This is a genomic window from Pelagibius sp. (assembly GCF_028281305.1).
Taxonomy (GTDB): Bacteria; Pseudomonadota; Alphaproteobacteria; order Kiloniellales; family Kiloniellaceae; genus Pelagibius.
On record NZ_JANQKD010000100.1, the window covers coordinates 33,265 to 56,254 of the forward strand.

The following is a 22,990-nucleotide window of genomic DNA, read 5'->3' on the forward strand; positions in this document are numbered from 1 at the left end:
AACCCCGGCGCTCACTCGCGCCAGTGGTGGCAGGCGATCAGGTGGCCGTCGCCGGTGCCGTCGTCTTCCAGCGCCGGCGGCGTCTTGGCGCAGAGCTCGGTCGCCTTGGGGCAGCGGGTCCGGAACACGCAGCCCGAGGGCGGTGCCATGGGCGACGGCAGGTCGCCCTGCAAAACCACGCGCTGCTTGTCGCGTTCCTTGTCAGGGTCGGGGATCGGTACGGCCGAGATCAGCGCCTGGGTGTAGGGGTGGCGCGGCGCCGCATAGATCGACGCCCGGTCGGCGATCTCCATCACCTTGCCGAGATAGAGCACCATGACGCGGTGGGAGATGTGGCGCACCACCGAGAGATCGTGGCTGATGAACAGCAGGGAGAGGCCGAACTCCTGCTGCAGGCGCATCAGAAGGTTGATGATCTGCGACTGGATGGACACGTCGAGGGCCGATACCGGCTCGTCACAGATGATCAGCTTCGGCCCCAGCACCATGGCCCGGGCGATGCCGATGCGCTGGCACTGGCCGCCGGAGAACTCGTGCGGGTAACGGTTGATCATCTGCGGCAACAGGCCGACCTTGGCCATCATGTCCTTCACCCGCGCCTTCATCGCCGCCTTGCCGACGCCCGGCGCAAAGGTGCGCAGGGGCTCGCCGATGATCTCGCCCACCGTCATGCGCGGATTGAGGCTGGCCAGGGGATCCTGGAAGATGATCTGCATTTCCTGGCGCTTGGCACGCAGGGCTTCGACGCCCAGGTTTCCCAGATCGTCGCCCAGCCAGACCACATTGCCGGCGGTCGGCGGGATGAGTTGCAGCACCGCGCGCCCCAGGGTCGACTTGCCGCAGCCCGATTCGCCGACGATGCCCAGCGTCTCGCCGGGCTTCAGTTCGAAGCTGACCCCATCCACCGCCTTCAGCGGCTGGTAGCGCCCGGCCAGCACGCCACCCACCCGGATGTCGAAGTGCACCTTGAGGTCGCGCACGGAGAGGATCGGCGTACTCATGGCCGGACCTCCTGAGACTCTGGCTGAGGCTCTGGCAGAGTCTCTGGCTGAGTCTCTGGCGTTGCGGCCTCCGTCTCTTGCGGGATCGCGGTCAGATGACAGGCCTTTTCGCGGCCCGGCTCGAGGACATGCAACTCGGGCTCCACGGAGCGGCAGGCGTCGAAGACATAGGGACAGCGGTCCTGGTAGGCGCAGCCTTCCGGCAGATTCTGCAGGTTCGGCGGCTGGCCGGGAATGGTGCTGAGTTCGCTGGCGCCGGCCTGGTCGAGGCGCGGCATGGAACTGAGCAGACCGAGGGAATAAGGATGCTGCGGGCGGTAGTAGATGTCGCGCACGGCACCCTTTTCCACCACCCGCCCGGCATACATCACCATCACCCGGTCGCAGAGCCCGGCGACCACGCCCAGGTCGTGGGTGATCATGATGATCGAGGTGCGGAAGTCGCGCTTCAGATCGGCCATGAGATCCAGGATCTGCGCCTGGATGGTAACGTCCAGCGCGGTCGTGGGCTCATCGGCGATCAGCAGGTCCGGCTCGCAAAGCAGCGCCATGGCGATCATCACCCGCTGGCGCATGCCGCCGGAGAACTCGTGCGGGTAGAGGTCGTAGCGCGCCTTGGCACCGGGAATGCCGACCCGGTCGAGCAGTTCGATGCCGCGGGCGCGGGCCTGATCCTCGCTCATGCCCTTGTGCTCCACCAGCACCTCGTTCATCTGCTTGGAGATGCGCAGGAAAGGGTTCAGCGAGGTCATGGGGTCCTGGAAGATCATCGACATGGTGACGCCGCGGATCTTGTTCAGATCGCGGGCCGGCAGGCCCAGAATCTCCTGCCCGCGGTAACGCACCGATCCGCCTGCGCGGCCGTTCTTGGCGAGGAGGCCCATGATCGAGAGGAAGATCTGGGTCTTGCCGGAGCCGGACTCGCCGACCACGCCGACGCTTTCACCCTCTGCGATGTCGAAGCTCACCGCGTTGACGGCATGCACCTCCCCGTCCGGGGTGGAAAAGCGGGTGTCGAGGTCGGCGACTTCCAGGACCTTGGCACCCGCGGCGTTGCTTGTCGCATCCATGCTCACCGATCCTTCGGGTCGAGCGCATCGCGCAGACCGTCGCCGATAAAGTTGAAGGCAAAGAGCGTCACCGCCAGGAACAGCGCCGGGAACATCAGCATCCAGGGCGACTGCTCCATCACCCGCGCGCCCTCGGAGATCAGCACGCCCCAGGAGGTCAGCGGCTCCTGCACGCCGAGCCCCAGGAAGGAGATGAAACTCTCCGTCAGGATCACCTGGGGAATGGTGAGCGTCATATAGACGATGACCGGCCCCAGAACGTTGGGAATGATGTGGCGAAAGATGATCTTGAAGTTCGAAACGCCGCCGGCATGCGCTGCCTCGATGAATTCCTTGCGTTTCACCGAGAGCGTCTGGCCGCGCACGATGCGCGCCATGGTCAGCCACTCCACCGCGCCCAGGGCAATGAAGATCAGAAAGATGTTCCGCCCGAAGATCACCATCAGCAGGATGACGAAGAACATGAAGGGCAGGGAGTACATCACGTCGACGAAGCGCATCATCAGGTTGTCGACGCGCCCGCCGACATAGCCGGCCACGGCACCGTAGGTGACGCCGATGATCAGGCTGACCGTTGTGGCAAGGATGCCCACCATCAGCGAGACCCGCGCGCCATAGAGCGTGCGCACGAAGAGGTCGCGGCCGTTGCCGTCGGTGCCGAACCAATGGGCGTTTTCGAAGTCGGGGCCGACCTGAATGCGCTCCCAGTAGACCTCGTCGTAAGGATGCGGGCTGAGATAGGGCGCCAGGATCGCCATCACGGCGATGATGCCCAGGACGATCATCGAGACCACGGCGGCCTTGTTGCGGAAGAGGCGGATGCGCGCGTCCTGCCAGAGGGAGCGGCCTTCCAGTTCTTCCATGCCGGCCATGGCATCGGCGGAGGCAGTGGTATGGATCATCACGTGTACCTCACCTTGGGATCGAGCACCGCATAGAGCAGGTCGACCACCAGATTGAGCACCATGATGAGCACGGCGTAGAAGATCATCACGCCCATCACCAGGGTGTAGTCGCGGCTGAGGGCGCCTTGGATGAAGTAGCGGCCGATGCCGGGAATATCGAAGATGGTCTCGATCACGACAGAACCGGTGATGACCGCCGCCGTCGCCGGGCCGAGGTAGGAGACCACGGGCAGCAGCGCGCCCTTCAGCGCATGGCGCACCACCACCAACTGCTCACGCAGGCCCTTGGCGCGCGCGGTGCGCACGAAGTTGGCGTTCAAGACCTCGACCATCGACCCGCGGGTCAGGCGCGAGATGTAGGCGATCTGCGGCAGCGCCAGCGCGATGATCGGCAGCACCTTGTTGGCAAGCGCGCCGCCGCCCCAGCCGGCGACCGGCAGCCAGGACAGATAGACGCCGAGCACCAGGGTGAGAAGCGGCGCCATGACGAAGTTGGGTATGGCGATCCCCACCATGGCCGCGCCCATGACCGAATAGTCGGTGAGTGTGTTCTGGCGCAGCGCCGCAAAAGCGCCGAGCGAAACCCCGATGATCACCGCCAGCAGGATGGCGGTGCCGCCGATCTGCAGACTGGCGGGGAAGCCCGACATGATGAGCTCGGCAACCGAGAAGTCGCGGACCCGGAAGGAGGGGCCGAAATCGCCCTGAACCAGCCCGCCGAGATACTTCAGGTACTGCTGCCAGAGGGGCAGGTCGAGATTGTAGTGGGCCAGCACGTTCTTCTCGATAGCCGGCGGCAGGACCCGGTCGGAATCGAAAGGCCCGCCGGGGGCCAGACGCATCAGGAAGAACGCCAGCGTGATGATGACGAAGAGTGTGGGTATGGCCACCAACAGGCGGCGAAGCGCATAGGCGAACATGGAACCAGCTCCCCTGATCCCTGTCGTCGCCGCAGCAAAGCGGATGCGTGGCCGTCGAAGCGGTCCGCCTATCCGTCAGTGTGCGGCGAAAGGGCCCTCCGCCCCTGGGGGACGGAGGGCCTCAGCGATCAGGGTTTGATCGACAGATAGCGGGTTCGCTGAATGTCTTTCACATTCGGCTCCCAACCGGCCACGTCGTTGGAAACCAGGTTCTTGGACACATAGTAGTAGATCGGAATGACCGGCTGGTCTTCCATCGCAATGGCTTCCGCAGAACGCAGATACTGCGCACGCTTGTCCATGTCGGTGGTGTTGGCAGCCTTAGCCATGAACTCGTCGAACTCGGGGTTCGAATAGCGCCCGTAGTTCTGGCGGCCGGTCCGCGTCTCGAGGAGATAGAGGAAGTTCTGCGCGTCGTTGTAGTCGGCAATCCAGCCAGCCCGCGCCACGTCGAAGTCGTTCTGCTCCAGCTTGTTGTAGTGGGGCGTCACTTCCTGATTGAAGAGTTCGGCCTGCACGCCGAGCTGCTTCCACATTGCGGCCACGGCAATGGCGATGCGCTTGTGGTTCTCACTGGTGTTGTACGACAGTGTGAACTTCAGAGGGTTGTCGGGGCCGTAGCCGACTTCGGCCAGCAGGGCCTTGGCCGTCTCCACGCGCTCCTTGTAGGGCGTTTCCATCCAGCTCACGAAAGCCGGGTCGCCGTAGTTGCCGGTGCCCGGCGGCACGAAGCTGTAGGCCGGAACCTCACCCGTCTTCAGAACCTTGTCGGTGATGGCGCTGCGATCGATGGCCATGGACAGGGCCTGACGCACGCGCTTGTCGTCGAAGGGCGGCTTGTTGGAGTTGACGGGGTAGTAGTAGATGCCGAGGTAGGGCGCGACGCGCGTCTCGTCCGGCAGGTTCTTCTTCAGGAAGTCGAACTGCTCGGAGGCGAAGTCCTTGGCGATGTCGATCTCGCCAGAGCGGAAGCGCTTCTGCACCGCGCCACGGTCTTCCGAGGGGAAGAACTCCACCGTTTCGATGGAGACGTTGGACGCATCGTAGAAGTCGATGTTCTTGACCAGACGCACATGGGTGTTGGGCACCCACTCATCCAGAACATAAGGGCCGTTGCTGGCGATGTTGTCTTTCTTGATCCAGTCGTCGCCATGCGCCTCGACCAGATGCTTGGGCACCGGAAAGGCCGTGTAGTGGGTGAGCTGTTCGATGAAGTAGGGCGTCGGCGCCACCAGGGTGATTTCCAGTGTCTTTGCGTCGATCGCCCGGGCGCCCAGCAGCGCAGAGTCGGCAACGCTGCCGTTGTTGATCTCTTCGGCGTTCTTGATGGGATAGAGCAGCGAGGCGTACTTGGCCGCCAGTTCCGGCGAGAGGATGCGGCGCAGGGCAAAGACGAAGTCGTCGGCGGTCACCGGCGTGCCGTCTGACCAGCTATGGTCGCGCAGCTTGAAAGTGTAGGTCAGGCCGTCGTCGCTGATGGTCCAGCTCTCCGCCGCGCCGGGCACGACGCTGCCGTCGGGCCCTTCGGTGGTGAGCCCCAGGAACATGTCGCCGATGATCCGGTTTTCCCATACGCCGGCCACGTGATGGGGATCCAGCGTCGCGGGTTCGCCCATGTTGCCGACGCGCAAGACCGTCTCGGCCGACGCCGTCCCGGCCAGAGCAAGGGCAATGCCGATGCTCAATGAGGCGCGTTTAAAGTGTTTCAGAAGCATAAAATCGCTCTCCCATTCTTGTTGTTGTGAGCCTTCCCCACCACGCTGACAGGTTCCCCCCGAAACCAGCCGCTTGACGGTGAGCCGACGCCTGCACGCCGGTGTTCTCGTCATAATAGAGCCCCAACGCCCTGAGGTTACAAGCCTCCTTCTGGGGCAAATTGCAGTAGTGAGTTCCTATGTATACGTATTGAATGATTTCCTAGTCGAATCACTTAGACCTGCCGCCTGCCACGCGCAGGACCACCCCTGCCGGTTGCGGCAAAGTCGGCGGGGAAAGCAGAGTGGGCGGGGAAAGCAGAGTGGGCGGGGAAAGATATGAAGGTCGGCGCCCACACGATGCTCGCACCATGATGGGCCCACGAAATAAGGGCCGCAAAAGGAGGGCCGGAGATAAGGACGGGGCGGATGGCCTAGCCGAGGCCCTTCTGACCCATTTCCAGAAACTTTTCGCGCCGGCGCTGCTTCAGGTGCGGGCCGCTTTCGCGCAGCAACTCGCGAATGCCTTCCTCCAGCTTGTCGCCGACCGCGGTGATGGTGCTTTCGCCGCCGCGGTGCGCCCCGCCCAGCGGCTCGGGAATGATCTCGTCGATCACACCCAGGCGCTGCAGGTCCTGGGCCGTCAGGCGCAAGGCCTCGGCGGCCTCCTGCGCCTGCTCGGACGAACGCCAGAGAATCGACGCGCAGCCTTCCGGCGAGATCACCGAGTAGATCGAGTGTTCCAGCATGAAGATGCGGTTGGCGGCGGCCAGCGCAATGGCGCCGCCGGAGCCGCCCTCGCCGATGATGACCGACAGCAGAGGCACCTCGACGTCCAGGCAGACCTCGATGGACCGGGCGATGGCCTCGGCCTGGCCGCGCTCCTCCGCGCCGACGCCGGGATAGGCGCCAGCAGTGTCGACCAGGGTGATCACCGGCAGGCCAAAGCGCGCCGCCATGCGCATAAGGCGCTGGGCCTTGCGGTAACCCTCCGGCCGCGCCATGCCGAAGTTGTGGGTGACGCGCGAATTGATGTCCGAGCCCTTCTCATGCCCGATGACCACGACGGAATAGCCGCGGAACCGCCCCAAACCGCCGACGATGGCCTTGTCTTCGGCAAACAGCCGGTCACCGGACAGCGGCGTGAAGTCTTCCACCAGAGCGGCGATGTAATCGCCGAAATGGGGGCGGTCGGGATGGCGGGCGACCTGGGTCTTTTGCCAGGCCGAAAGCTTGCCGTAGGTCTGGCGCAGCAGCCGGTCGACCTTGCCCTGAAGCTTTTCGACTTCTTCGGCGATGTTGATCTCGCCATCGTCGGAGAGATGCCGCAGTTCCTCGATCTTGCCTTCGAGTTCTGCGATGGGTTTTTCGAAGTCGAGAAAGTTGTGCATGGGATCCTGTCTAGCACAGCGGCCAACGGCTGGCACGCTTTCGCTCCGGGCCTTCCAGCCGTGCCCTTCTTGGTGGTTCCGGCCCGTTTGCCGCGCTTGCACCCCTAAATAATCGCCTGGGCCGGGGAAATAAAGCCTGATGCGCCTGAACCCGGGGCGCCCGAACCAGAATCGAAGAGGCCGGCGCCTTCAGGGCGCCGGCCTCGAACCCTCGGACCTCTGGCGGGCCTATGGCGCCCGCGCAAGCCTCAGCCCTTGGCGATCTGCCGGGCTTTCTTCACCATCACTTCGGCCTGCTTGATGGAGGCGATATCGATGAGGCGCCCGTCGAGGGAAACGGCGCCCTTGCCTTCCTTCTGGGCCTGGCGCATGGCCTTCAGGATGCGCTTGGCCTTGTCGACCTCGGCCTTGGAGGGGCTGTTGACCTCGTTGGCCAAGCCGATCTGACTGGGATGGATGGCCCACTTGCCCTCGCAGCCCAACACCGCGGCGCGGTTGGCCTGGGCACGGAAACCCTCGGGATCCGAGAAATCCCCGAAAGGCCCGTCGATGGGCCGCAGACCGGCGGCCCGCGCCGCAACCACCATGCGGGCGATGGCGTAATGCCACATGTCGCCCCAGTGGTAGAGCCGCTCGCCCGCCTCGTCGGGATCGGTCAAGACGCCATAGAGTTCGTTGGGGCCGCCGATGACGGTGGTCCGCGCCTTAGTCGAAGCGGCATAGTCGGCCACGCCGAAGTGAAGGCTCTCGTTGCGCGGCGAGGCCTTGGCGATCTCGTCGACATTGGCCATGCCCAGTGCGGTTTCGATGATCATCTCGAAGCCGATGCGCTTCTTGCGCCCGACCGCCTCTTCGGCCTGGCTGACCAGCATGTCGACGGCATAGATGTCGGCAGCAGTTCCCGCCTTCGGGATCATGAAGAGGTCGAGGCGCTCGCCGCCCTGCTCGATGATGTCGATAACATCGCGGTACATGTAATGGGTGTCGAGGCCGTTGATGCGCACCGACATGGTCTTGTTGCCCCAGTCGACCTCGTTCAGAGCCTTGATGATGTTCTTGCGCGCCTGGACCTTGTCGTCCGGCGCCACGGCGTCTTCGAGATCCAGGAAGATCACATCGGCCTCTGACTCCGCAGCCTTCTTGAACAGCTTCGGATTGCTGCCCGGCACGGCAAGTTCGCTGCGGTTCAGGCGCGCCGGCGCCTGTTCGACAATGGTAAAGCTCATGGACGTTCCCCTGGTGGATCTAGCCCCTATGGAGTCTGGTCCTGTGGACTCCGGGCGGTCATCAACACTCGGCAGGCGCGCAGGAGACAAGGCGAGACCCTATCCGCGGCAGCCGATCGCGCACGCTCGGCAAATTGGTCATACCACTTGCTCTTGTCAACCGGAACCTCTCGCGTTTCCGGCCAAATTCGGCAGCAGGACATGCGCTGCGCGGCGCTCGCTGCATCCAAGGCTCAGCGCGACGCGTCCTTTGCAGGCAGTTGGGCCAGCGGATGATGAGTCTGAACCAGCGCCTTCAGCCGCTCGTTGAGAACGTGGGTGTAGATCTGGGTGGTCGAGATATCCGCATGCCCCAGCATCTTCTGCAGGGAGCGCAGGTCGGCACCGTGGTCCAGCAGGTGGCTGGCGAAGGCGTGGCGGAGGACATGGGGAGAGACCTTCGCTGCGTCCAACTGCGCCGCGTGGGCCAGGTCCTTCAACAACTGGCCGACCCGGTGCCGGGTGATGTGACCGCTGGCCCCGCGCGACGGAAACAGCCAGGGCGAGTCCGCGCGGCGCGCCTTTTCGCCCTTCCCCGTCGTCGTCAGAAAACGGTCGCGCACTTCGAGGTAGGCGGCGAGGCTGCGCCTTGCGGCGTCGCTCAACGGCACCATGCGTTCCTTGTTGCCCTTGCCGCGCACGATGAGCAGGCGCTGGTCGCGCTGGGTGGCGGCGAGGCGCAGCCCGACCAGCTCGGAGACCCGAAGGCCGGTGGCATAGAGCAGTTCGACCAGGGCGGCCAGGCGCAGGCCCTCGGCATCCTGCCGGCGCTGGGCAGCGGCCAGCAGGGCGTCCACCTCGGCCTCGCTCAACACCTTGGGCAGACTGCGGCCCTGACGTGGCGAGTCGACCGCTGCACTGGGATCGTCCTCCCGCAAGCCCTCGCTCAGCAGAAAGCGATAGAACTGGCGCAGCGCCGACAGGCGGCGGGCAGCAGTGCGCGGCGCCATCCCGGCCTTGGCCAGTTGCGACAGGAAAGCCCGCAGGTCGCCGGCCTCCGCCGTCTCCGGCCGCTTGCGGCGCTGCTGCAGAAAGGCCGCAAAGCTCTCCAGGTCGCGCCGGTAGGCCTCCAGCGTGTTGGCGGCCGCGCCGCGTTCGGCGGCCAGCATTTCCAGGAAGGGCTCCAGCTGCGTCGTTGTCGGAGGCGGCCGCCGGACCGGCATCGCGGCTCTAGAGCCCGGCGTCGAGCGCCGCCTCCAGGGCCAGGGCCCGGGCATCCCCGCCGAGGCCGACGGACCGCAGCGCGGAGACGGCATAGGCGAGTGCGAGCGGGTGGCGCCCGCCCAATGATTCGTCGCCCAGAGCGTGGCTGGCGAGCAGCGCAGCCTCGCCGCTGCGCCCGGCCACCGCCGCGTCGCTCAATGCCAGCAGGCTGGTCAGCCGCTCCAGCGGCTCCTCGTCCAGGGGTTCATCGGCGATAACAGCGTCGGCTGACCCCGCGCCCTCGGCGACCCCCGGCCAGGCCCTCTCGTCCTGACCGAGCGCCCGCGACAGCATCATGGCTGTCAGCAGCCGCGCGCCGGCCTCCGGGTCCTGCGCTCCCTCTGCGCCCTCCGCGGATGTAATCGGGCCCAATGCAATCGGATCGGTCCCGCCGGCCAGGCGCATGAGCGGATTCAACGCCGCGAAGGCCGCCAGGGATTCCGGGTTCTTGGCGCCGTCGAGCCGCAGCACCGCCGCCCAGGCGCCGGCGCGCTCGAAGCCGCCGACCCGGTAAAGACTGCGCGCCGCCGTGCCGGCAAACCAGGCGAGCTCCACAGCCGGCGCCACCTGCTCCAGCTGCGCCTGCACCGCCCGTGCCATGGCGAAGCCGCGCCCGTCCCGCTCGGCAGCCAGAAGGGCGGCCTGCAGGTACTCGGCCTTGGTCTGGGCGAGGGTCTCGCGCCCGGCGGCATGCACCAGCAGCGCCCGCCCGCGCACCCCGCCCAGGGCTTCGGCGCGGACCAGCGGGTCGTCCAGCTCGGAACTCTCGAAGGGTACGGCGTCGTAGGCCTCCGTCAGGGCGTTGCCCGGCAGGACCGCGGCCTGCACCAACCGCTCGGCGGCGCCGGCCTTGTCCGCCGGCGCGGCGCTGTCCAGCGCTGCAATTCCATGCAACAGAAGCGGCGCGGCCCGCTCCGCCAGTCCTTCCGGCGGCGTTCCCTCGCCCAGGCGCAGCATCGCCAGGGTCAGGGGCGTTAGATCCTCGGGCGCCGGCGGCGCCACCGTGCCGCCGATGAAAAGGTTGCTGAGGGCGTAGAACACCGGGTCGGCGTCCGGGTGCTCCTCACGCAGCAGATCGAGCCCCAGGAAAGCCTGGTCGCGCTGCTCGGCCAGAAGCTGGCAGAAGACCAGGGCCTGGCCCCAGTAGGCCGCGCCGGCAAAGCGCGCGACCGCGCTGCGCACCTGGCTGCAGGCCTCCTGGTCCCGGCCGGCGAGCAGCAGACCGTCGACCCGCGCCTGGGCCAGCCAGGAATCCTCGGCCCGCTGCGGGACGATGGAGAGCAGACGGTTGAGGCCGGCCAGTTCGCCCATGGCATGCAGCCGCTCCGCCCGCAGCCGCAGAAACCCGCCGTCCAGGTCCCCCTGGGCACCGGCCACCGCATCGGCCAGGGTCGGCCCGCCCGCCGGCGCGCCACCGCCCAAAGGCCCGGGCGCGCGGGCGTTGCTGAGCAGCAGACGCGTGGTCAGCGCTCTCAGAGTCGGTGACGCCGGGTCGCCCGGCAAGCTGCGGATCAGCGCCGCGACGAGGGCGCGGTCGCTGCCCGCCCAGGCATCGACGCCGAGCCCGCCGGAATCCGCTTCGAGGATGCCGAGGGACTCCGTATCCAGCTCCTGCAGGCGGTCGACCTGGATGCCTTCGTACTGCGGAGTCTCCGGCGGCGTCTCCGGCGCCGTCCCGACAGGAGCCGGCGCGGAAGGTGCAGCCCCAGGGGGCCCCTCTTGCGCCCCATTCTGAGGCGTGTCCGGGCCTTCGGGGGCAACGACGGTGGGCGGGAAGAGGCTGATCGGCCCCTCCGGCCGATCCTGAGCGGCCAGCGGCGTGACCGACAGCATCCCCGTCAGCACGATCCCAGCCAGCACGGCCAGAGCCGCAGCTCCGGACAAGGGCCTCGCACTGCGGCTGATTGCACTGCGGCTGATCGCCGGCACAGGCCGCCACGGCGAAGCGCGGCGGCGGCAAGCGCCCTCAGCGCGGGAAACGTTCATCGGGAAGGACCTTCTCGACCGGCGCCGAAGGGGGCGGGATATCCCAGGTCAGAAGAAAGAAACCGCCGGAGACGATGAGCCCGGCGAGAACGATCAGGGCGATGAGGCTGGTCTTTTTCATCAATTCACTTGCTTGCGGCTTGGAACGCCAGACTAAGGACGCGAGACTTTGCACGCCCGACTTGAACCGACCTACTTGGACCACCCAGCTTCGGACGCCTCCAGAGGGCCTCCGAACGGGCTGCGACCGTACTACTTGCACCGCCCCGAAGATTCTATGGTAAGGTCCGAATCTGGCGCGAAGGCGGCAGTTTACCTAGGGTCTACACCCCTGGCAATGATCGCCCGAGGCGTGATTGCGGCGCCGGGGGCGGCCCAGGGGCGGCGCAGAAGGGCCCGGCCCGGACAACGATTGGCAGACGCTTGGCTCGCTCGGATTCAAACGGCTCGACCTCGAAAGACAGCACGTCGGCGAAAGAGAGTGCCTCGGCAAAAGACGGGCTGGAGGTGCCGCGCACCATCGTCTTCGTCGGCCTGATGGGGGCCGGCAAGTCCTGTATCGGCCGCAACCTCGCCGCGGCCCTGGACCTGCCCTTCGTCGATGCCGACAAGGAGATCGAGGCGGCCGCCGGATGCTCCATCGAGGACATCTTCGAAGAACACGGCGAAGAAGCCTTCCGCGCCGGCGAGCGGCGCGTGATCGCGCGCCTGCTGAACCAGCCGACCATGGTCCTGGCAACCGGCGGCGGCGCCTTTATGGACCCAGACACCCGTAAGCTGATCCACCAACGGGCAACCTCCGTCTGGCTGCGGGCCGATCTGGACCTGCTGCTGCGGCGCACCGCACGGCGCAACAACCGCCCGCTGCTGAAACGCGGCGACCCGCGGCAGATTCTCAGCGACCTCATCGCGCTGCGCTACCCGGTCTATGCCGAGGCCGACGTTACGGTCGATTCCGTCGACGGGCCGCCGGAGGTGACTCTGGGGCGGGTGATCGAGGGGCTGCGCGCCTACGCCGGCGAGGGCGGCCGCAGCGGTTCGCACACCAACAAGGGGCGGAGCGCCGCGCTGTGACCAGCCATCAGAGCCTGACCGTCGAGCTCGGCGCGCGCAGTTACGACATCCTCGTCGGCACCACGGTGCTGGCCGAAGCCGGGCGGCTGATGCAGCCGCTGCTCAAGAGCCCGCGCGTGGTGGTCGTCACCGACCGGCACCTGGCCGAGCTGCATCTGGCGCGCCTGGAGCGTGCGCTCGACGACGCCGGCCTGCAGCACGAAACCATCACCCTGCCGCCGGGCGATGCCAGCAAGTCCTGGGACCAGTTGGGCGCGCTGCTCGACCGGCTCCTGGAGATGAAGGTCGAGCGCAGCACCACGCTGATCGCGCTGGGCGGCGGCGTCATCGGCGATCTGGCCGGCTTTGCCGCGGCCGTCACCCTGCGCGGGCTGGATTTCGTGCAGATCCCCACCAGCCTGCTGGCCCAGGTAGACAGCTCCGTCGGCGGCAAGACGGGCATCAACAGCCGCCACGGCAAGAACCTGATCGGCGCTTTCTATCAGCCGCGCCTGGTGCTGGCGGACACCTCGATCCTCACCACGCTGCCGCGCCGCGAGATGCTGGCCGGCTATGCCGAGGTGGTGAAGTACGGGCTGATTCAGGATGCCGCGTTCTTTGCCTGGCTGGAATCGCACGGTGCCGACCTGATCGAGGGCAACCGGGCGGCGCTCGAGACCGCGGTGCTGCGCAGCTGCGCCTGCAAGGCCGAGGTGGTGGCCGCCGACGAGCGCGAAGGCGGCCGCCGGGCCCTGCTCAATCTCGGCCATACTTTCGGCCATGCGCTGGAGGCGGAGACCGGCTACGGCGGAGAGCTGCTGCACGGAGAGGCGGTTGCCGTCGGCATGGTGATGGCCTTCGATCTTTCGGTGCAGCGGGGGCACTGCCCGCCGGAGGATGCGGACCGGCTGCGCCGCCACCTGGCCGCCGTCGGTCTGCCCACCGGCTTTGCCGACCTGTCGCCAAGGCACTGGGAGGCTGCCCGCCTGATGGAGCACATGAGCCGCGACAAGAAGGTTCACCAGGGCAACATCAACTTCATCCTGGCGCGCGGCATCGGCGATGCCTACATAGAGAAAGATGTGGGCAACGACGAAGTGATGGCGCTGCTCACCAACGCCATCGATCAATCCGACCAACTGGCCAAAGAAAACACCGCGGCGGACATGACGTCGCGCGCGACCCTGGGCAGCTAGACGCCCCAGCGAGAGCCACCCGCCAGACCGCACGGCCCATCAACCCCACACCACAACAGACAAACAATGGACATGGACATTGCCATCACCCTCGGCGCCATTCTGGTGCTGCTGGCCATTTCGGCATTCTTCTCCGGATCGGAAACCGCGCTGACCGCGGCGTCGCGGCCGCGGATGCACAATCTGGCCCAGTCCGGCAACCGGCGAGCCTATCTGGTCGACGAGCTCTGGCTGGAAAAGGAGCACCTCATCGGCGCGATCCTGCTGGGCAACAACCTGGTGAACATCCTGGCTTCGGCGCTGGCCACCAGCGTGCTGATCGCCCTTTTCGGCGAGGCCGGTGTGGTCTACGCAACGCTGGGCATGACCCTGATGGTGCTGATCTTCGCCGAGGTGCTGCCCAAGACCTACGCCCTGCAGAATGCCGACCGGGCCGCCTTGAACGTGGCGCCGATCCTCAGCGTGATCGTCACGATCCTGAAGCCGATTTCCGTGGCGATCCAGGTGATCGTTCGTTCTGCGCTTTCTTTTTTCGGAATCGAGGTGCGTCACACGCTGACCTCCGAAGCCATCGAGGAACAGCTCCGGGGCGCCATCGATCTGCACCAGGGCGAGGGCGAAGGCGAAGAAGAAAAACATGAGCGCGAGATGCTGCGTTCGATCCTCGACCTCGGCGACGTCTGGGTCGAGGAGATCATGGTTCACCGCAAGGAGATGGTCTCCATCGACATCGACCAGCCGCCGGCCCGGATCGTCGAGGAGGTGCTGTCCAGCCCCTATACGCGCCTGCCGCTGTGGCGCGACGACCCGGACAACATCGTCGGCGTGCTGCACGCCAAGGCGCTGCTCCGGGCCGTCCAGGCCGCCGACAACAAGCTGGACGGCCTCGACATCGTGGCCATCGCCAATGCAGCTTGGTTCATCCCCGAAACCACCGACCTGCTGTCGCAGCTTCAAGCCTTCCGCAGCCGCCACGAACACTTCGCCATCGTCGTCGACGAATACGGCGAGGTGCTCGGCATCGTGACCCTCGAAGACATTCTCGAGGAGATCGTCGGCGACATCTCCGACGAGCACGACATCGAGATGGAAGGCGTACAGATGGAGCGCGCCGGCAGCTTCATCGTCGAAGGCAAGGTCACCCTGCGCGACCTGAACCGCCGCTTCGAATGGCGCCTGCCCGACGAGGAGGCTTCCACCATCGCCGGGCTGGTCCTGCATGAGGCCCGCCGCATCCCGGAGATCGGCCAGGTCTTCACCTTCCACGGGCTGAACTTCGAGATCCTCGGGCGCAAGCGCAACCAGGTCACGTCGATCCGCATCACCCAGCCGCCGGAGGCCGGGGTACCGGAGGCCGGGGTACCGGAAGCCGGGGTACAAAAAACCGAGGCGCCGGAAGCGGAACCGTCCCGCGCGCCCGCCCGGCCCGACGGCACGGCCTAGAGCGGATCGTGTTCTGGCGGAAGCACTTTCGTGTTTGCGTCAGAACGCGCGAATCCGCTCTACACTTAACACCCAGCGCAATCTCGGCGGGTGGCTGCTTGCCAGCATAGCGGGTAGCCCCCGAGCGGCATCGGGGGCTCGGGGCAGAGGCTCGGGAAGCTTAGGCTTTCCGCCGGTCACAGCCTGGATTCAGCCCATTGCTTGACGCATTCGCCGTGCCCCTTCACAATTGGTCCCAAGAAAAGACCAAAAGGTCGCCCGGCCATCAACGTGCAGGCGGGAGGAATACATGCAGCGCAAGGTTGTTCCTGATATCGTCAACAAGCAGCGCATCGAAGTGCTGCCGGCAAGCACCACAGTCCGTGACGCGACGCGCAAGATGACCGAACGGCATATCGGCGCAGTTCTGGTGGGCACGGCGGAGCAGCTGGAAGGTATTTTCACGGAGCGCGACGTGCTGACCCGTGTGGTGGCGCAGGGCCTGAACCCGGAAAGCACCCGGCTGGAGTCGGTCATGACGCCGACCCCGGATACGGTCGGCCCCGACGACATCGCGCTCCACGTTCTCGAGCGGATGCGTGCTTCTGGCTATCGCCACCTTCCGGTCGTCGACGCCGGCAAGGTGATCGGCATCGTTTCGATCCGCGATCTCTACGCCGCCGTAAAGCGCGAACTGGAGGAAGACCTTCAGCAGCGCGAAGCCTTTATCTTCGATACCGGCTACGGCACCGGCTGACGCCCTTCTCACTCGAAGCCCGGCCTCACTCGAAGCCCGGCCTCACTCGAAGACCGGCAGGAAGACGGCGAGACGCAAGGCCGGCGCCCGGGGAACCCCGGCGCCGGCCTTTGAGTTCGGCAGCCACCCTAGGGTCGCAGGACGGTTAGCTTGCGCCGGCGGCGTCTTCGGCCCTGCGGGTCTCCTCCCCCTCCGAGGCTGTCTGCGCCATACGCTGGCCAAGGGCGTACCAATCGAAGTTGCGGGTCACGTACATGGCCGCTGCCAGCAGCACCAGCAGCAGCACGCTGCCCATCAGAAGCGCGTGGTCCTCTGACTGCAGGGTGATGAAGAGGTAGCCGTAGATGCCGGCCAGGAGCCCACCCAGCAGCAGGCCCCGGCCGCGGCTGGTCGTGATCTTTGCGGCATAGAGCGTCACCAGGGCGACACAGGCCAGGGCGGCAAGGCCGTAGGCCGCGGCAAAGCCGACGACTTCGGCCAGGGAGAGTTGCAGCAGGAAGAACAGAGTGAGCGCCGCCCCGACCATAAGATACTGCACGGCATGGAGGCGTCGCCGCCCCAGCGCTTCGAAGGTGAAGAGGGTGCCGAAGGTCACGACGACGAAGAGCAGCCCGTATTTCACGGAGCGCTCGCTCTTCAAGTAGAAATCGACCGGGTTCACCAGACGCGTCTCGACCCCGCCGGAGGTGATCTGCCGCAACAGTGCCGCCGTCCCGCCATTGTCGTCCCGCAGAACCTGGGGCAGGCCGCGGGCAAGGTGAGAGACCTGCCAGGTGGCGGAAAATCCCGCAGCCTCGACTGTGCTGGCGGTCGGCAGGTTCACGCCGGCAAAGCTGGGATGGGGCCAGTCGCCCGACAGCGCGATCTCGCTGGCGCGTCCCAAGGGAACGAAGCGCAATGCCCCGCTGCCCTTCAGGTCCACCTGGAGAGAGAAATCGAGGGGCCCGGCACCGGCCGAGAGTTTCGGCAGCGGCGCCTCGATCCAGGAAAGCCCGCTGTCGCTGGCGCCAAGCAAAGGCTCGCTGCGGACGTCGAAGGGCAGGCGCTGGTCCCCCCACTGCAGTTGCGGCGCATTGGCACTACCGCGGAGATCGGCGACGTGGACGAGAAGCCGCGCCTGGTCCCACAGCAGGCGTGCATCCTGCTTCACCGGCAGCGCCGCAGCGGCGGGAAGGCGAAACGCGCCCGTCGTTTCGGATGCCGCGCTGTAAAGCAGAGCTTCGTAGATGCCGCGCTTGCGCGTCTGGCTGGCAAGGGTCGCGGAGACGCTTTGCTCCTCCGGCAGAATGTAGAGATGGCGGCGGTGCCATTTCTGCTCTTTCACATAGACCGGCTGCGCCGCGGTCCAGCCGGGCGCGCGCACCTTGACGGTCTGCGGCTCTTCGATTGGCAGAACCAGGACAGGGCCTGCGATGGTCTGCGCCCGCCCCCAGCTCTCGCCCAGTTCCCGTTCCACGGCGCGGCTCAGATAGGCCCGCTCCTGGATCACCGACCAGACGTATTCCAGCGGCACTGTCATGACCAGCACCAGAAGCCCCAGCAGGGCGATCTTTAAGAGGGCGGCATTGCGGGCAAAAAAGCCGGGCAGGATCTTGTCCTTTTCCATCGTCGGTCCCCCGAGTTCGAATCACAGTTCACGGACGGGGCTGGCGGCGAGGCGCCCGTCTGCGCCGAATGCCGTTGTGACGGCGGTTTAAGGCGTCATGCGGGCGCGTCGGGTTCGCTTCCAAGGCGAAATTGCGGCGATCCTGGCCGATTCTCGGGAGAGGTTCACGGGCAGGCCGGCTCGGTTGACGCGCCGGGTTCCGCATCTATAGTCACGGATCCTGTTGGAAACAGCCGTCGCGGAAGACCGCCATGCCCCTCAGCCCGCCCCCGGTGGAACGGACCAAGCTGCACAATCGTACCTACGATTTTCAGGGCTATCAGCGCAGCGACGGGCTATGGGACATCGAAGGGCGCATCGTCGATACCAAAACCTACGCCTTCGATAACGACTACCGCGGCGAGATCCGTCCGGGCGAAGCGCTGCACGACATGTCGATCCGGCTGACCATCGACGAGGACTTCGTGGTTCACGATATCGAAGCGGTCACCGACGACAGCCCCTTTGCGGTCTGCACCGCCGTTGCGCCGAACTTCAAACGCGTCATCGGCTGCCAGATCAAGGCCGGCTGGCGCCAGCAGGTGCGCAAGCAGATCGGCGCCGCCGATGGCTGCACCCATCTGATCGAAATGCTGGGCGCCATGGCCACCGTCGCCTTTCAGACGCTCTATCCGGTGCGCGCCCGGCGGGCCAATGCGCGCAAGCCAGGCGAGAAGCCGGGTCTGATCGACACCTGCTACGCCTTTCGCAGCGATGGCGACATCGTCAGGAAGTCCTGGCCGGCGTTCTACACCGGCCCCGATGCGCCCGCGGTCCGGTCCTCAGAAAGCGGCCAGCGGGTCGACGCCAATGACGGCTTCGTGGACATGAAGGAAGACCCCGTAAAGCAGGAGCCCGGCGCATAGCTCCAGGCCCGTGCGCAGGCTCGCTGCCCGCCGCAGGCGGGCAGCGAGACCGCCGCCGGTCACCGCCATGGCCGCTTCGAGATCCTCAGCGGAGAGGCGCTGACGGGCGCGTTTCTCCAGCCGCCCCATCCCCATCAGACTGAAGACGGCCAGCGCCCCGAAGAGCACCACCGAGACCACATCGCCGTTGGCCACCAGGTGCCCCGCCGCCCAGAAGAAGAACGCCCAGAGGATCGGATGGCGGGTCAGCGCCAGCAGGCCCGGGCTTTGCCGATCGGTCATGCCGCCACGGAAGGACACCGACAGCGGATTGGGCCGCAGGACCGCGCCGGCGAACAGCAGCGAAGCGGGGATCATCGCCAGGAAGGTGACGCGGGCCGCCGCCGCGCCGGGCGGCCAGAGCTCGATGTAAGGCGCCTTGCCGGCCGCGACGATGACCCAGGCAATGGTGGCCAGGGACACCAGAGAGTAGGCCGCAACATAGAGCCGGCGCCCGATCCGTTCGATCAGGACGCCGCGCAGTCCCGTCGCCGCCGGCAACACGTGGGCACCGAGGAACACCAGGATGGCTAGCGCGAATTCAATCATGAGCACTCGGTCTTCGATGCTGTTTTGCGGCTCCCCGACGGCTGCGGCGCGCCAGCATGAGCCATGCGGCAATCCGGCCGATTGACTTTGCAATGGCCGCTGCCGACCATCAGCAATCATGACCGCAGCACTATCAAAGCCGAACGGAGACGGCAAACCGCAGAGCCTGCGGAAGGCAGCGACATCGCGTCGCGCCCGAAATGATCAGTCCGGCGTCTTTTTGTTTTCCCAGGGCTTCCGGCCGTTCTTCCTGGCCGCCGCCCTGCTGGCCGTGTCGGCGCTGCCGCTGTGGATGCTGCAGTTCACCGGCGCCCTCAGCCTGCCCGGCGTTCCCGACCCGCTGGCCTGGCACAGCCACGAGATGCTGTTCGGCTATCTGGGGGCCGCCCTGGCCGGCTTTCTGCTGACCGCCGTGCCGAACTGGACCGGACGCCTGCCGATTGCCGGCGGCCCGCTGATGGCCCTGTTCGGCCTCTGGCTGGCCGGGCGGCTGGCCATGCTGATGGATGCCGAGGGTCCGATCGGCACTGCCGTGGCCCTCACTTTCCTGCCGGTGCTGGCCGCGGTGGTCTGGCGCGAGGTGGCGGCCGCCGGCAACCGCCGCAACCTGCCGGTCTGCCTGCTGGTGACGATCCTGGCCGTCGCACAGATCCTCTTTCTCCTGGGCCCGGCGGAGGTCGGTCTGCGGCTCGGCTTCGCCACGGCGGCCATGATGATCCTGCTCATCGGCGGGCGCATCATCCCCAGCTTCACCACCAACTGGCTGAAGAAGCGCGGGGCCGCCGCCCTGCCGGCGCCTTTCGGGCGCGGCGACACGGTGGTACTGGCGCTGAGCCTGGCAGCCCTTGCCGTGTGGGTAGCCTTGCCGGAGGGGTCGGCGGCGGCAGGGCTGCTCGGAGTAGCGGCCGCGGCCAACCTCTGGCGCCTGTCTCGCTGGCGCGGCACCGCAACGATGGCGGAACCGCTGCTGCTGGTGCTGCATCTGGCCTATGTCTGGCTGCCGCTGGGTTTTGCGCTGCTTGCGCTCTCCACCGTGATGCCGGCGCTGGTTGTGCCGCAGCAGGCCCTTCATGCCCTGAGTGCCGGCGGCATCGGGCTCATGACCCTGGCCGTGATGACCCGCGCCAGCCTGGGCCACTCCGGCCGGGCACTGACCGCCGACCGCGCCACCACGCTGGCCTTCGGGCTGGTTTTTCTCTCCGCTGGCGCGCGCGTGGCCGCGGACTGGACAGACGACCCCATGCTCCTGCTGCATCTCGCCGCCGCGGCCTGGACGGGCGGGTTCCTGCTGTTCCTGCTGCGCTTCGTGCCGATCCTGGCGAAAAGACGGGAGCCCTAGCCGTCCCCCCGCCGGCGGCCCGGGTTCGCCGCGTCCTCCGCCGGCGTCAGGGTCTTCAGTTGCAGGGCATGGAGGCCGGCATCGATTTCCGCCTGGAGGATCTCGTAGACCCTGCGCTGCCGTGCGACCCGGCTCAGCCCTGCGAAGCTTTCGGAGACCACCTCGACGCGGAAGTGGGTCTCACCCCCCTCGCGGTAGCCGGCATGACCCTTGTGCTTCTCCGAATCATCAACGATCCTCAGGCGTTGCGGTTCCAGAGCCGCCGTCAGTTTCCGCTCGATAGTCTCTGCAACAGCCAAGGGCCCGCTCCTTCAGGTGATGTGACGTCCTGAAGGTGTGATCGCGCCCGCTCCCAGTCAACCTGCGTTTCCGGTCAACCTGGCGCCATGTCCGACAGCCCGCCCAATTCTGCTCCCCTCAGCCCCAACGCCGCCCGCCTGCTGCTGCTGGCCCTCGTGGTGCTCTGGGGCGCCAACTGGCCGATCATCAAGGTCGGGCTGGAGTTCATGCCGCCGCTGTGGTTCGCCGCGGCCCGCATGATCCTGGGCGTGCTCTGCTTCGTCGTCCTGCTGGCGGCGCTCGGGCGGCTCTCCCTGCCGACGCGCCGGGACCTGCCCGTGGTGTTGTCCATCGGCGTGGTGCAGATGATCGGCTTCGTCGCCCTCATCAACTTCGGCCTGCTCTACGTCGATGCCGGGCGCTCGGCCATCCTGGCCTACACCACGCCGCTCTGGGTCACCCCGGCCGCGGTCTGGCTGCTGGGAGAGGTGCTGAACGGCCGCAAGGCCTTCGGCCTGGCGCTTGGGCTCGGCGGCGTCGCGGTTCTGTTCAATCCTCTGGGCTTCGACTGGGGCGACCGCCAGGCGCTGATCGGCAATGCCTATCTGCTGGGCGCCGCGCTGGCCTGGTCGGTCGGCATCCTGCATGTGCGCGCCCACGACTGGGAGTCCTCGCCCCTGCAACTCGCCCCCTGGCAGATGCTGCTCGCCGTCCCGCCCCTGACGATCCTCTCCTGGCTGCGGGAGGACTGGAGCACGGTCGCCTGGACGCCGGAGATGCTGGGCGCGCTCATCTATAACGGTCCCATCGCAACGGCCTTTTGTTTCTGGGCCTCGGTCGCCGTGACCAGGGCCCTGCCGGCGATTACCACTTCGCTGTCCTTCCTGGCCGTGCCGGTGGTCGGCGTGCTGTCTTCGGCCCTCGTCCTGGGCGAGGCCATGACCGCAACGCTGATCGGTGGGCTCGCCCTCATCGTCGGCGGCATGGCCCTGGTCAACCTGCCGGAGCGCTCCGAAACGGCCGCAACGCAAGGCAACCGCTAACTCGGCAACCCTGCCTTGCCTTGCGCCGCGATGACGCCATCTTCATACTCCGCGTGATGATCCAACCGGGCAAAAACAGCACTTTCGAGCAGCAAGACCGCAGCGACAGCGGGCAGCGCCGCTGCGATTTCCCGGGCTGCGAGGCCGAGGGCCTGTACCGAGCCCCGCGCTCGCGCGAGTCCCTCAACAGCTACTATTGGTTCTGCCTGGAACACGTGCGCGAATACAATCAGGCCTGGGACTACTTCAAGGATTTGAGCGAGGAGTCGATCGAGGCGATCCGCCGCCGCGATGCCGTATGGCAGCGTCCGTCCTGGCCGTTCTCCGGGCGGGAAAAACAGCGCAACGGCACGGCTGCCGGCCAGTTCCGCGACGACTTCGGGTTTTTCGCCGAGGAAGCCGCCGAGACCGCAGCCCGAAGCAGCCGCTTTCCGCCCAACAGCAAGCCGGCCAGGGCGCTGGCGGCGCTCAACCTGGGGCCCAATGCCACCCTGGAGGAGGTCAAGGCCCGCTACAAGGCACTGGCCAAGGAGCTACATCCGGACCGCAACGGCGGCGACAGCGCAGCGGAAGAACGGCTAAAAATCATAAACTTGGCGTATTCGGACTTGAAGGCCGCCTTCTAGTGATGTTCAACAGAAGGGGCGCAGGTCCGACCCCCCACCCTTGCTTTCATGACTGAACGACGGAATTCCTAATTCATGGCGACTGCAGACCCCACGGCCCTGGGCGGCGAGATGCCGGAGCAGGGCCCGGATATCGAAGTCTCGGTGCGGCAGACCTTCGGCATCGACAGCGATATCCAGGTACCGGCTTACAGCCAGGCCAGCGACTACGTGCCCGACGTCGACGAGTCCTACCGTTTCGACCACGACACCACGATGGCGATCCTGGCCGGCTTTGCCCACAACCGCCGTGTCATGATCCAGGGCTATCACGGCACCGGCAAGTCGACCCATATCGAGCAGGTCTCCGCGCGCCTCAACTGGCCCTGCATCCGCATCAACCTGGACAGTCACATCAGCCGCATCGACCTCGTTGGCAAGGACGCCATCGTGCTGAAGGACGGCAAGCAGGTGACCGAGTTCCGCGAGGGTCTGCTGCCCTGGGCGCTGCAGCGCCCGACGGCGCTGGTCTTCGACGAATACGACGCCGGGCGCCCGGACGTGATGTTCGTCATCCAGCGCGTGCTGGAGGTGGAGGGCAAGCTGACCCTGCTGGATCAGAACCGGGTCATCCGCCCGCATCCAGCCTTTCGCCTTTTCGCCACCACCAACACCATCGGCCTGGGCGACACCACCGGCCTCTACCACGGCACCCAGCAGATCAACCAGGGCCAGATGGACCGCTGGAACATCGTCGCCACC

The 22,990-nt window shown here is 66.5% G+C and carries 21 protein-coding genes and 1 pseudogene; 9 read left to right on the plus strand and 13 right to left on the minus strand.

The window, feature by feature from the left end; genetic code table 11:
* Nucleotides 1-11: 11 nt before the first annotated feature.
* The 10 genes from Q0982_RS19575 to Q0982_RS19620 all read right to left on the minus strand — a co-directional run bounded on the left by Q0982_RS19575 (nucleotide 12) and on the right by Q0982_RS19620 (nucleotide 11,556).
* Entirely contained in the window at nucleotides 12-1,001 is a 990-nt protein-coding gene (locus Q0982_RS19575) for an ABC transporter ATP-binding protein (protein WP_299398575.1), read from the minus strand.
* The gene (locus tag Q0982_RS19580) at nucleotides 998-2,071 is read right to left on the minus strand and encodes an ABC transporter ATP-binding protein (protein ID WP_299398577.1); all 1,074 of its coding nucleotides are present in this window, start codon (nucleotides 2,069-2,071) and stop codon (nucleotides 998-1,000) included. Before Q0982_RS19580 ends, Q0982_RS19575 begins: the two co-directional genes overlap by 4 nt.
* Before the next feature lie 2 nt (nucleotides 2,072-2,073).
* Entirely contained in the window at nucleotides 2,074-2,973 is a 900-nt protein-coding gene (locus Q0982_RS19585; RefSeq protein WP_299398580.1) for an ABC transporter permease subunit, read from the minus strand.
* Nucleotides 2,973-3,896 carry an oligopeptide ABC transporter permease OppB gene (gene oppB, locus Q0982_RS19590; protein ID WP_299398583.1) on the minus strand — a complete coding sequence of 308 codons (924 nt, stop codon included), beginning with the start codon at nucleotides 3,894-3,896 and terminating at the stop codon, nucleotides 2,973-2,975. The genes Q0982_RS19585 and oppB overlap by 1 nt, the downstream gene beginning before the upstream one ends.
* A gap of 128 nt (nucleotides 3,897-4,024) precedes the next feature.
* Nucleotides 4,025-5,611 (minus strand): peptide ABC transporter substrate-binding protein, encoded by a 1,587-nt coding sequence (locus Q0982_RS19595; protein ID WP_299398585.1) that lies wholly within the window; start codon nucleotides 5,609-5,611, stop codon nucleotides 4,025-4,027.
* Nucleotides 5,612-6,024: 413 nt separating this feature from the next.
* Nucleotides 6,025-6,981, minus strand: a complete 957-nt coding sequence (locus Q0982_RS19600; protein ID WP_299398588.1) for an acetyl-CoA carboxylase carboxyltransferase subunit alpha — start codon at nucleotides 6,979-6,981, stop codon at nucleotides 6,025-6,027.
* 248 nt (nucleotides 6,982-7,229) lie between these two features.
* The gene (locus Q0982_RS19605; protein ID WP_299398590.1) at nucleotides 7,230-8,207 is read right to left on the minus strand and encodes a CoA ester lyase; all 978 of its coding nucleotides are present in this window, start codon (nucleotides 8,205-8,207) and stop codon (nucleotides 7,230-7,232) included.
* 233 nt (nucleotides 8,208-8,440) lie between these two features.
* Nucleotides 8,441-9,409 (minus strand): site-specific tyrosine recombinase XerD, encoded by a 969-nt coding sequence (gene xerD, locus Q0982_RS19610; protein WP_299398593.1) that lies wholly within the window; start codon nucleotides 9,407-9,409, stop codon nucleotides 8,441-8,443.
* 7 nt (nucleotides 9,410-9,416) lie between these two features.
* Entirely contained in the window at nucleotides 9,417-11,333 is a 1,917-nt protein-coding gene (locus Q0982_RS19615; RefSeq protein WP_299398596.1) for a hypothetical protein, read from the minus strand.
* A gap of 82 nt (nucleotides 11,334-11,415) precedes the next feature.
* Nucleotides 11,416-11,556 (minus strand): hypothetical protein, encoded by a 141-nt coding sequence (locus Q0982_RS19620; RefSeq protein WP_299398598.1) that lies wholly within the window; start codon nucleotides 11,554-11,556, stop codon nucleotides 11,416-11,418.
* A 302-nt stretch (nucleotides 11,557-11,858) separates the two neighbouring features.
* On the opposite strand from Q0982_RS19620, the gene Q0982_RS19625 reads away from it, so the two are divergent.
* The 4 genes and pseudogenes from Q0982_RS19625 to Q0982_RS19640 all read left to right on the plus strand — a co-directional run bounded on the left by Q0982_RS19625 (nucleotide 11,859) and on the right by Q0982_RS19640 (nucleotide 15,863).
* Entirely contained in the window at nucleotides 11,859-12,509 is a 651-nt protein-coding gene (locus Q0982_RS19625) for a shikimate kinase (protein WP_299398600.1), read from the plus strand.
* A pseudogene (gene aroB / locus Q0982_RS19630) lies at nucleotides 12,506-13,600 on the plus strand (3-dehydroquinate synthase); the annotation flags it as partial. The gene Q0982_RS19625 and the pseudogene aroB, both read left to right, overlap by 4 nt.
* A gap of 150 nt (nucleotides 13,601-13,750) precedes the next feature.
* Nucleotides 13,751-15,127 carry an HlyC/CorC family transporter gene (locus Q0982_RS19635; RefSeq protein ID WP_299398604.1) on the plus strand — a complete coding sequence of 459 codons (1,377 nt, stop codon included), beginning with the start codon at nucleotides 13,751-13,753 and terminating at the stop codon, nucleotides 15,125-15,127.
* 289 nt (nucleotides 15,128-15,416) lie between these two features.
* Nucleotides 15,417-15,863 (plus strand): cyclic nucleotide-binding/CBS domain-containing protein, encoded by a 447-nt coding sequence (locus Q0982_RS19640; protein WP_299398606.1) that lies wholly within the window; start codon nucleotides 15,417-15,419, stop codon nucleotides 15,861-15,863.
* A gap of 145 nt (nucleotides 15,864-16,008) precedes the next feature.
* Here the strand turns inward: Q0982_RS19640 and creD are convergent, their stop codons facing one another.
* Nucleotides 16,009-17,469 carry a cell envelope integrity protein CreD gene (gene creD / locus Q0982_RS19645; protein WP_299398609.1) on the minus strand — a complete coding sequence of 487 codons (1,461 nt, stop codon included), beginning with the start codon at nucleotides 17,467-17,469 and terminating at the stop codon, nucleotides 16,009-16,011.
* Nucleotides 17,470-17,720: 251 nt separating this feature from the next.
* Here creD and Q0982_RS19650 point away from each other — a divergent pair, with 251 nt between their 5' ends.
* The gene (locus Q0982_RS19650; RefSeq protein WP_299398611.1) at nucleotides 17,721-18,374 is read left to right on the plus strand and encodes a DUF2889 domain-containing protein; all 654 of its coding nucleotides are present in this window, start codon (nucleotides 17,721-17,723) and stop codon (nucleotides 18,372-18,374) included.
* Here Q0982_RS19650 and Q0982_RS19655 read toward each other — a convergent pair.
* Complete coding sequence (locus Q0982_RS19655) at nucleotides 18,291-18,962, minus strand: NnrU family protein (RefSeq protein WP_299398614.1); 672 nt, start codon at nucleotides 18,960-18,962, stop codon at nucleotides 18,291-18,293. The genes Q0982_RS19650 and Q0982_RS19655 overlap by 84 nt on opposite strands.
* Before the next feature lie 220 nt (nucleotides 18,963-19,182).
* On the opposite strand from Q0982_RS19655, the gene Q0982_RS19660 reads away from it, so the two are divergent.
* Nucleotides 19,183-20,301, plus strand: coding sequence for an NnrS family protein (locus Q0982_RS19660; protein ID WP_299398617.1), 1,119 nt, complete (start codon nucleotides 19,183-19,185; stop codon nucleotides 20,299-20,301).
* Here the strand turns inward: Q0982_RS19660 and Q0982_RS19665 are convergent.
* Nucleotides 20,298-20,600 (minus strand): BolA family transcriptional regulator, encoded by a 303-nt coding sequence (locus Q0982_RS19665; protein WP_299398618.1) that lies wholly within the window; start codon nucleotides 20,598-20,600, stop codon nucleotides 20,298-20,300. The two genes, Q0982_RS19660 and Q0982_RS19665, sit on opposite strands and share 4 nt — an antisense overlap.
* 87 nt (nucleotides 20,601-20,687) lie before the next feature.
* Here Q0982_RS19665 and Q0982_RS19670 point away from each other — a divergent pair, with 87 nt between their 5' ends.
* The 3 genes from Q0982_RS19670 to Q0982_RS19680 all read left to right on the plus strand — a co-directional run.
* Complete coding sequence (locus tag Q0982_RS19670; RefSeq protein ID WP_299398621.1) at nucleotides 20,688-21,623, plus strand: DMT family transporter; 936 nt, start codon at nucleotides 20,688-20,690, stop codon at nucleotides 21,621-21,623.
* A gap of 20 nt (nucleotides 21,624-21,643) precedes the next feature.
* Entirely contained in the window at nucleotides 21,644-22,249 is a 606-nt protein-coding gene (locus tag Q0982_RS19675; RefSeq protein ID WP_299398624.1) for a J domain-containing protein, read from the plus strand.
* A 75-nt stretch (nucleotides 22,250-22,324) separates the two neighbouring features.
* On the plus strand, nucleotides 22,325-22,990 hold a 666-nt coding region (locus tag Q0982_RS19680), incomplete at its 3' end, for an AAA family ATPase (RefSeq protein ID WP_299398626.1).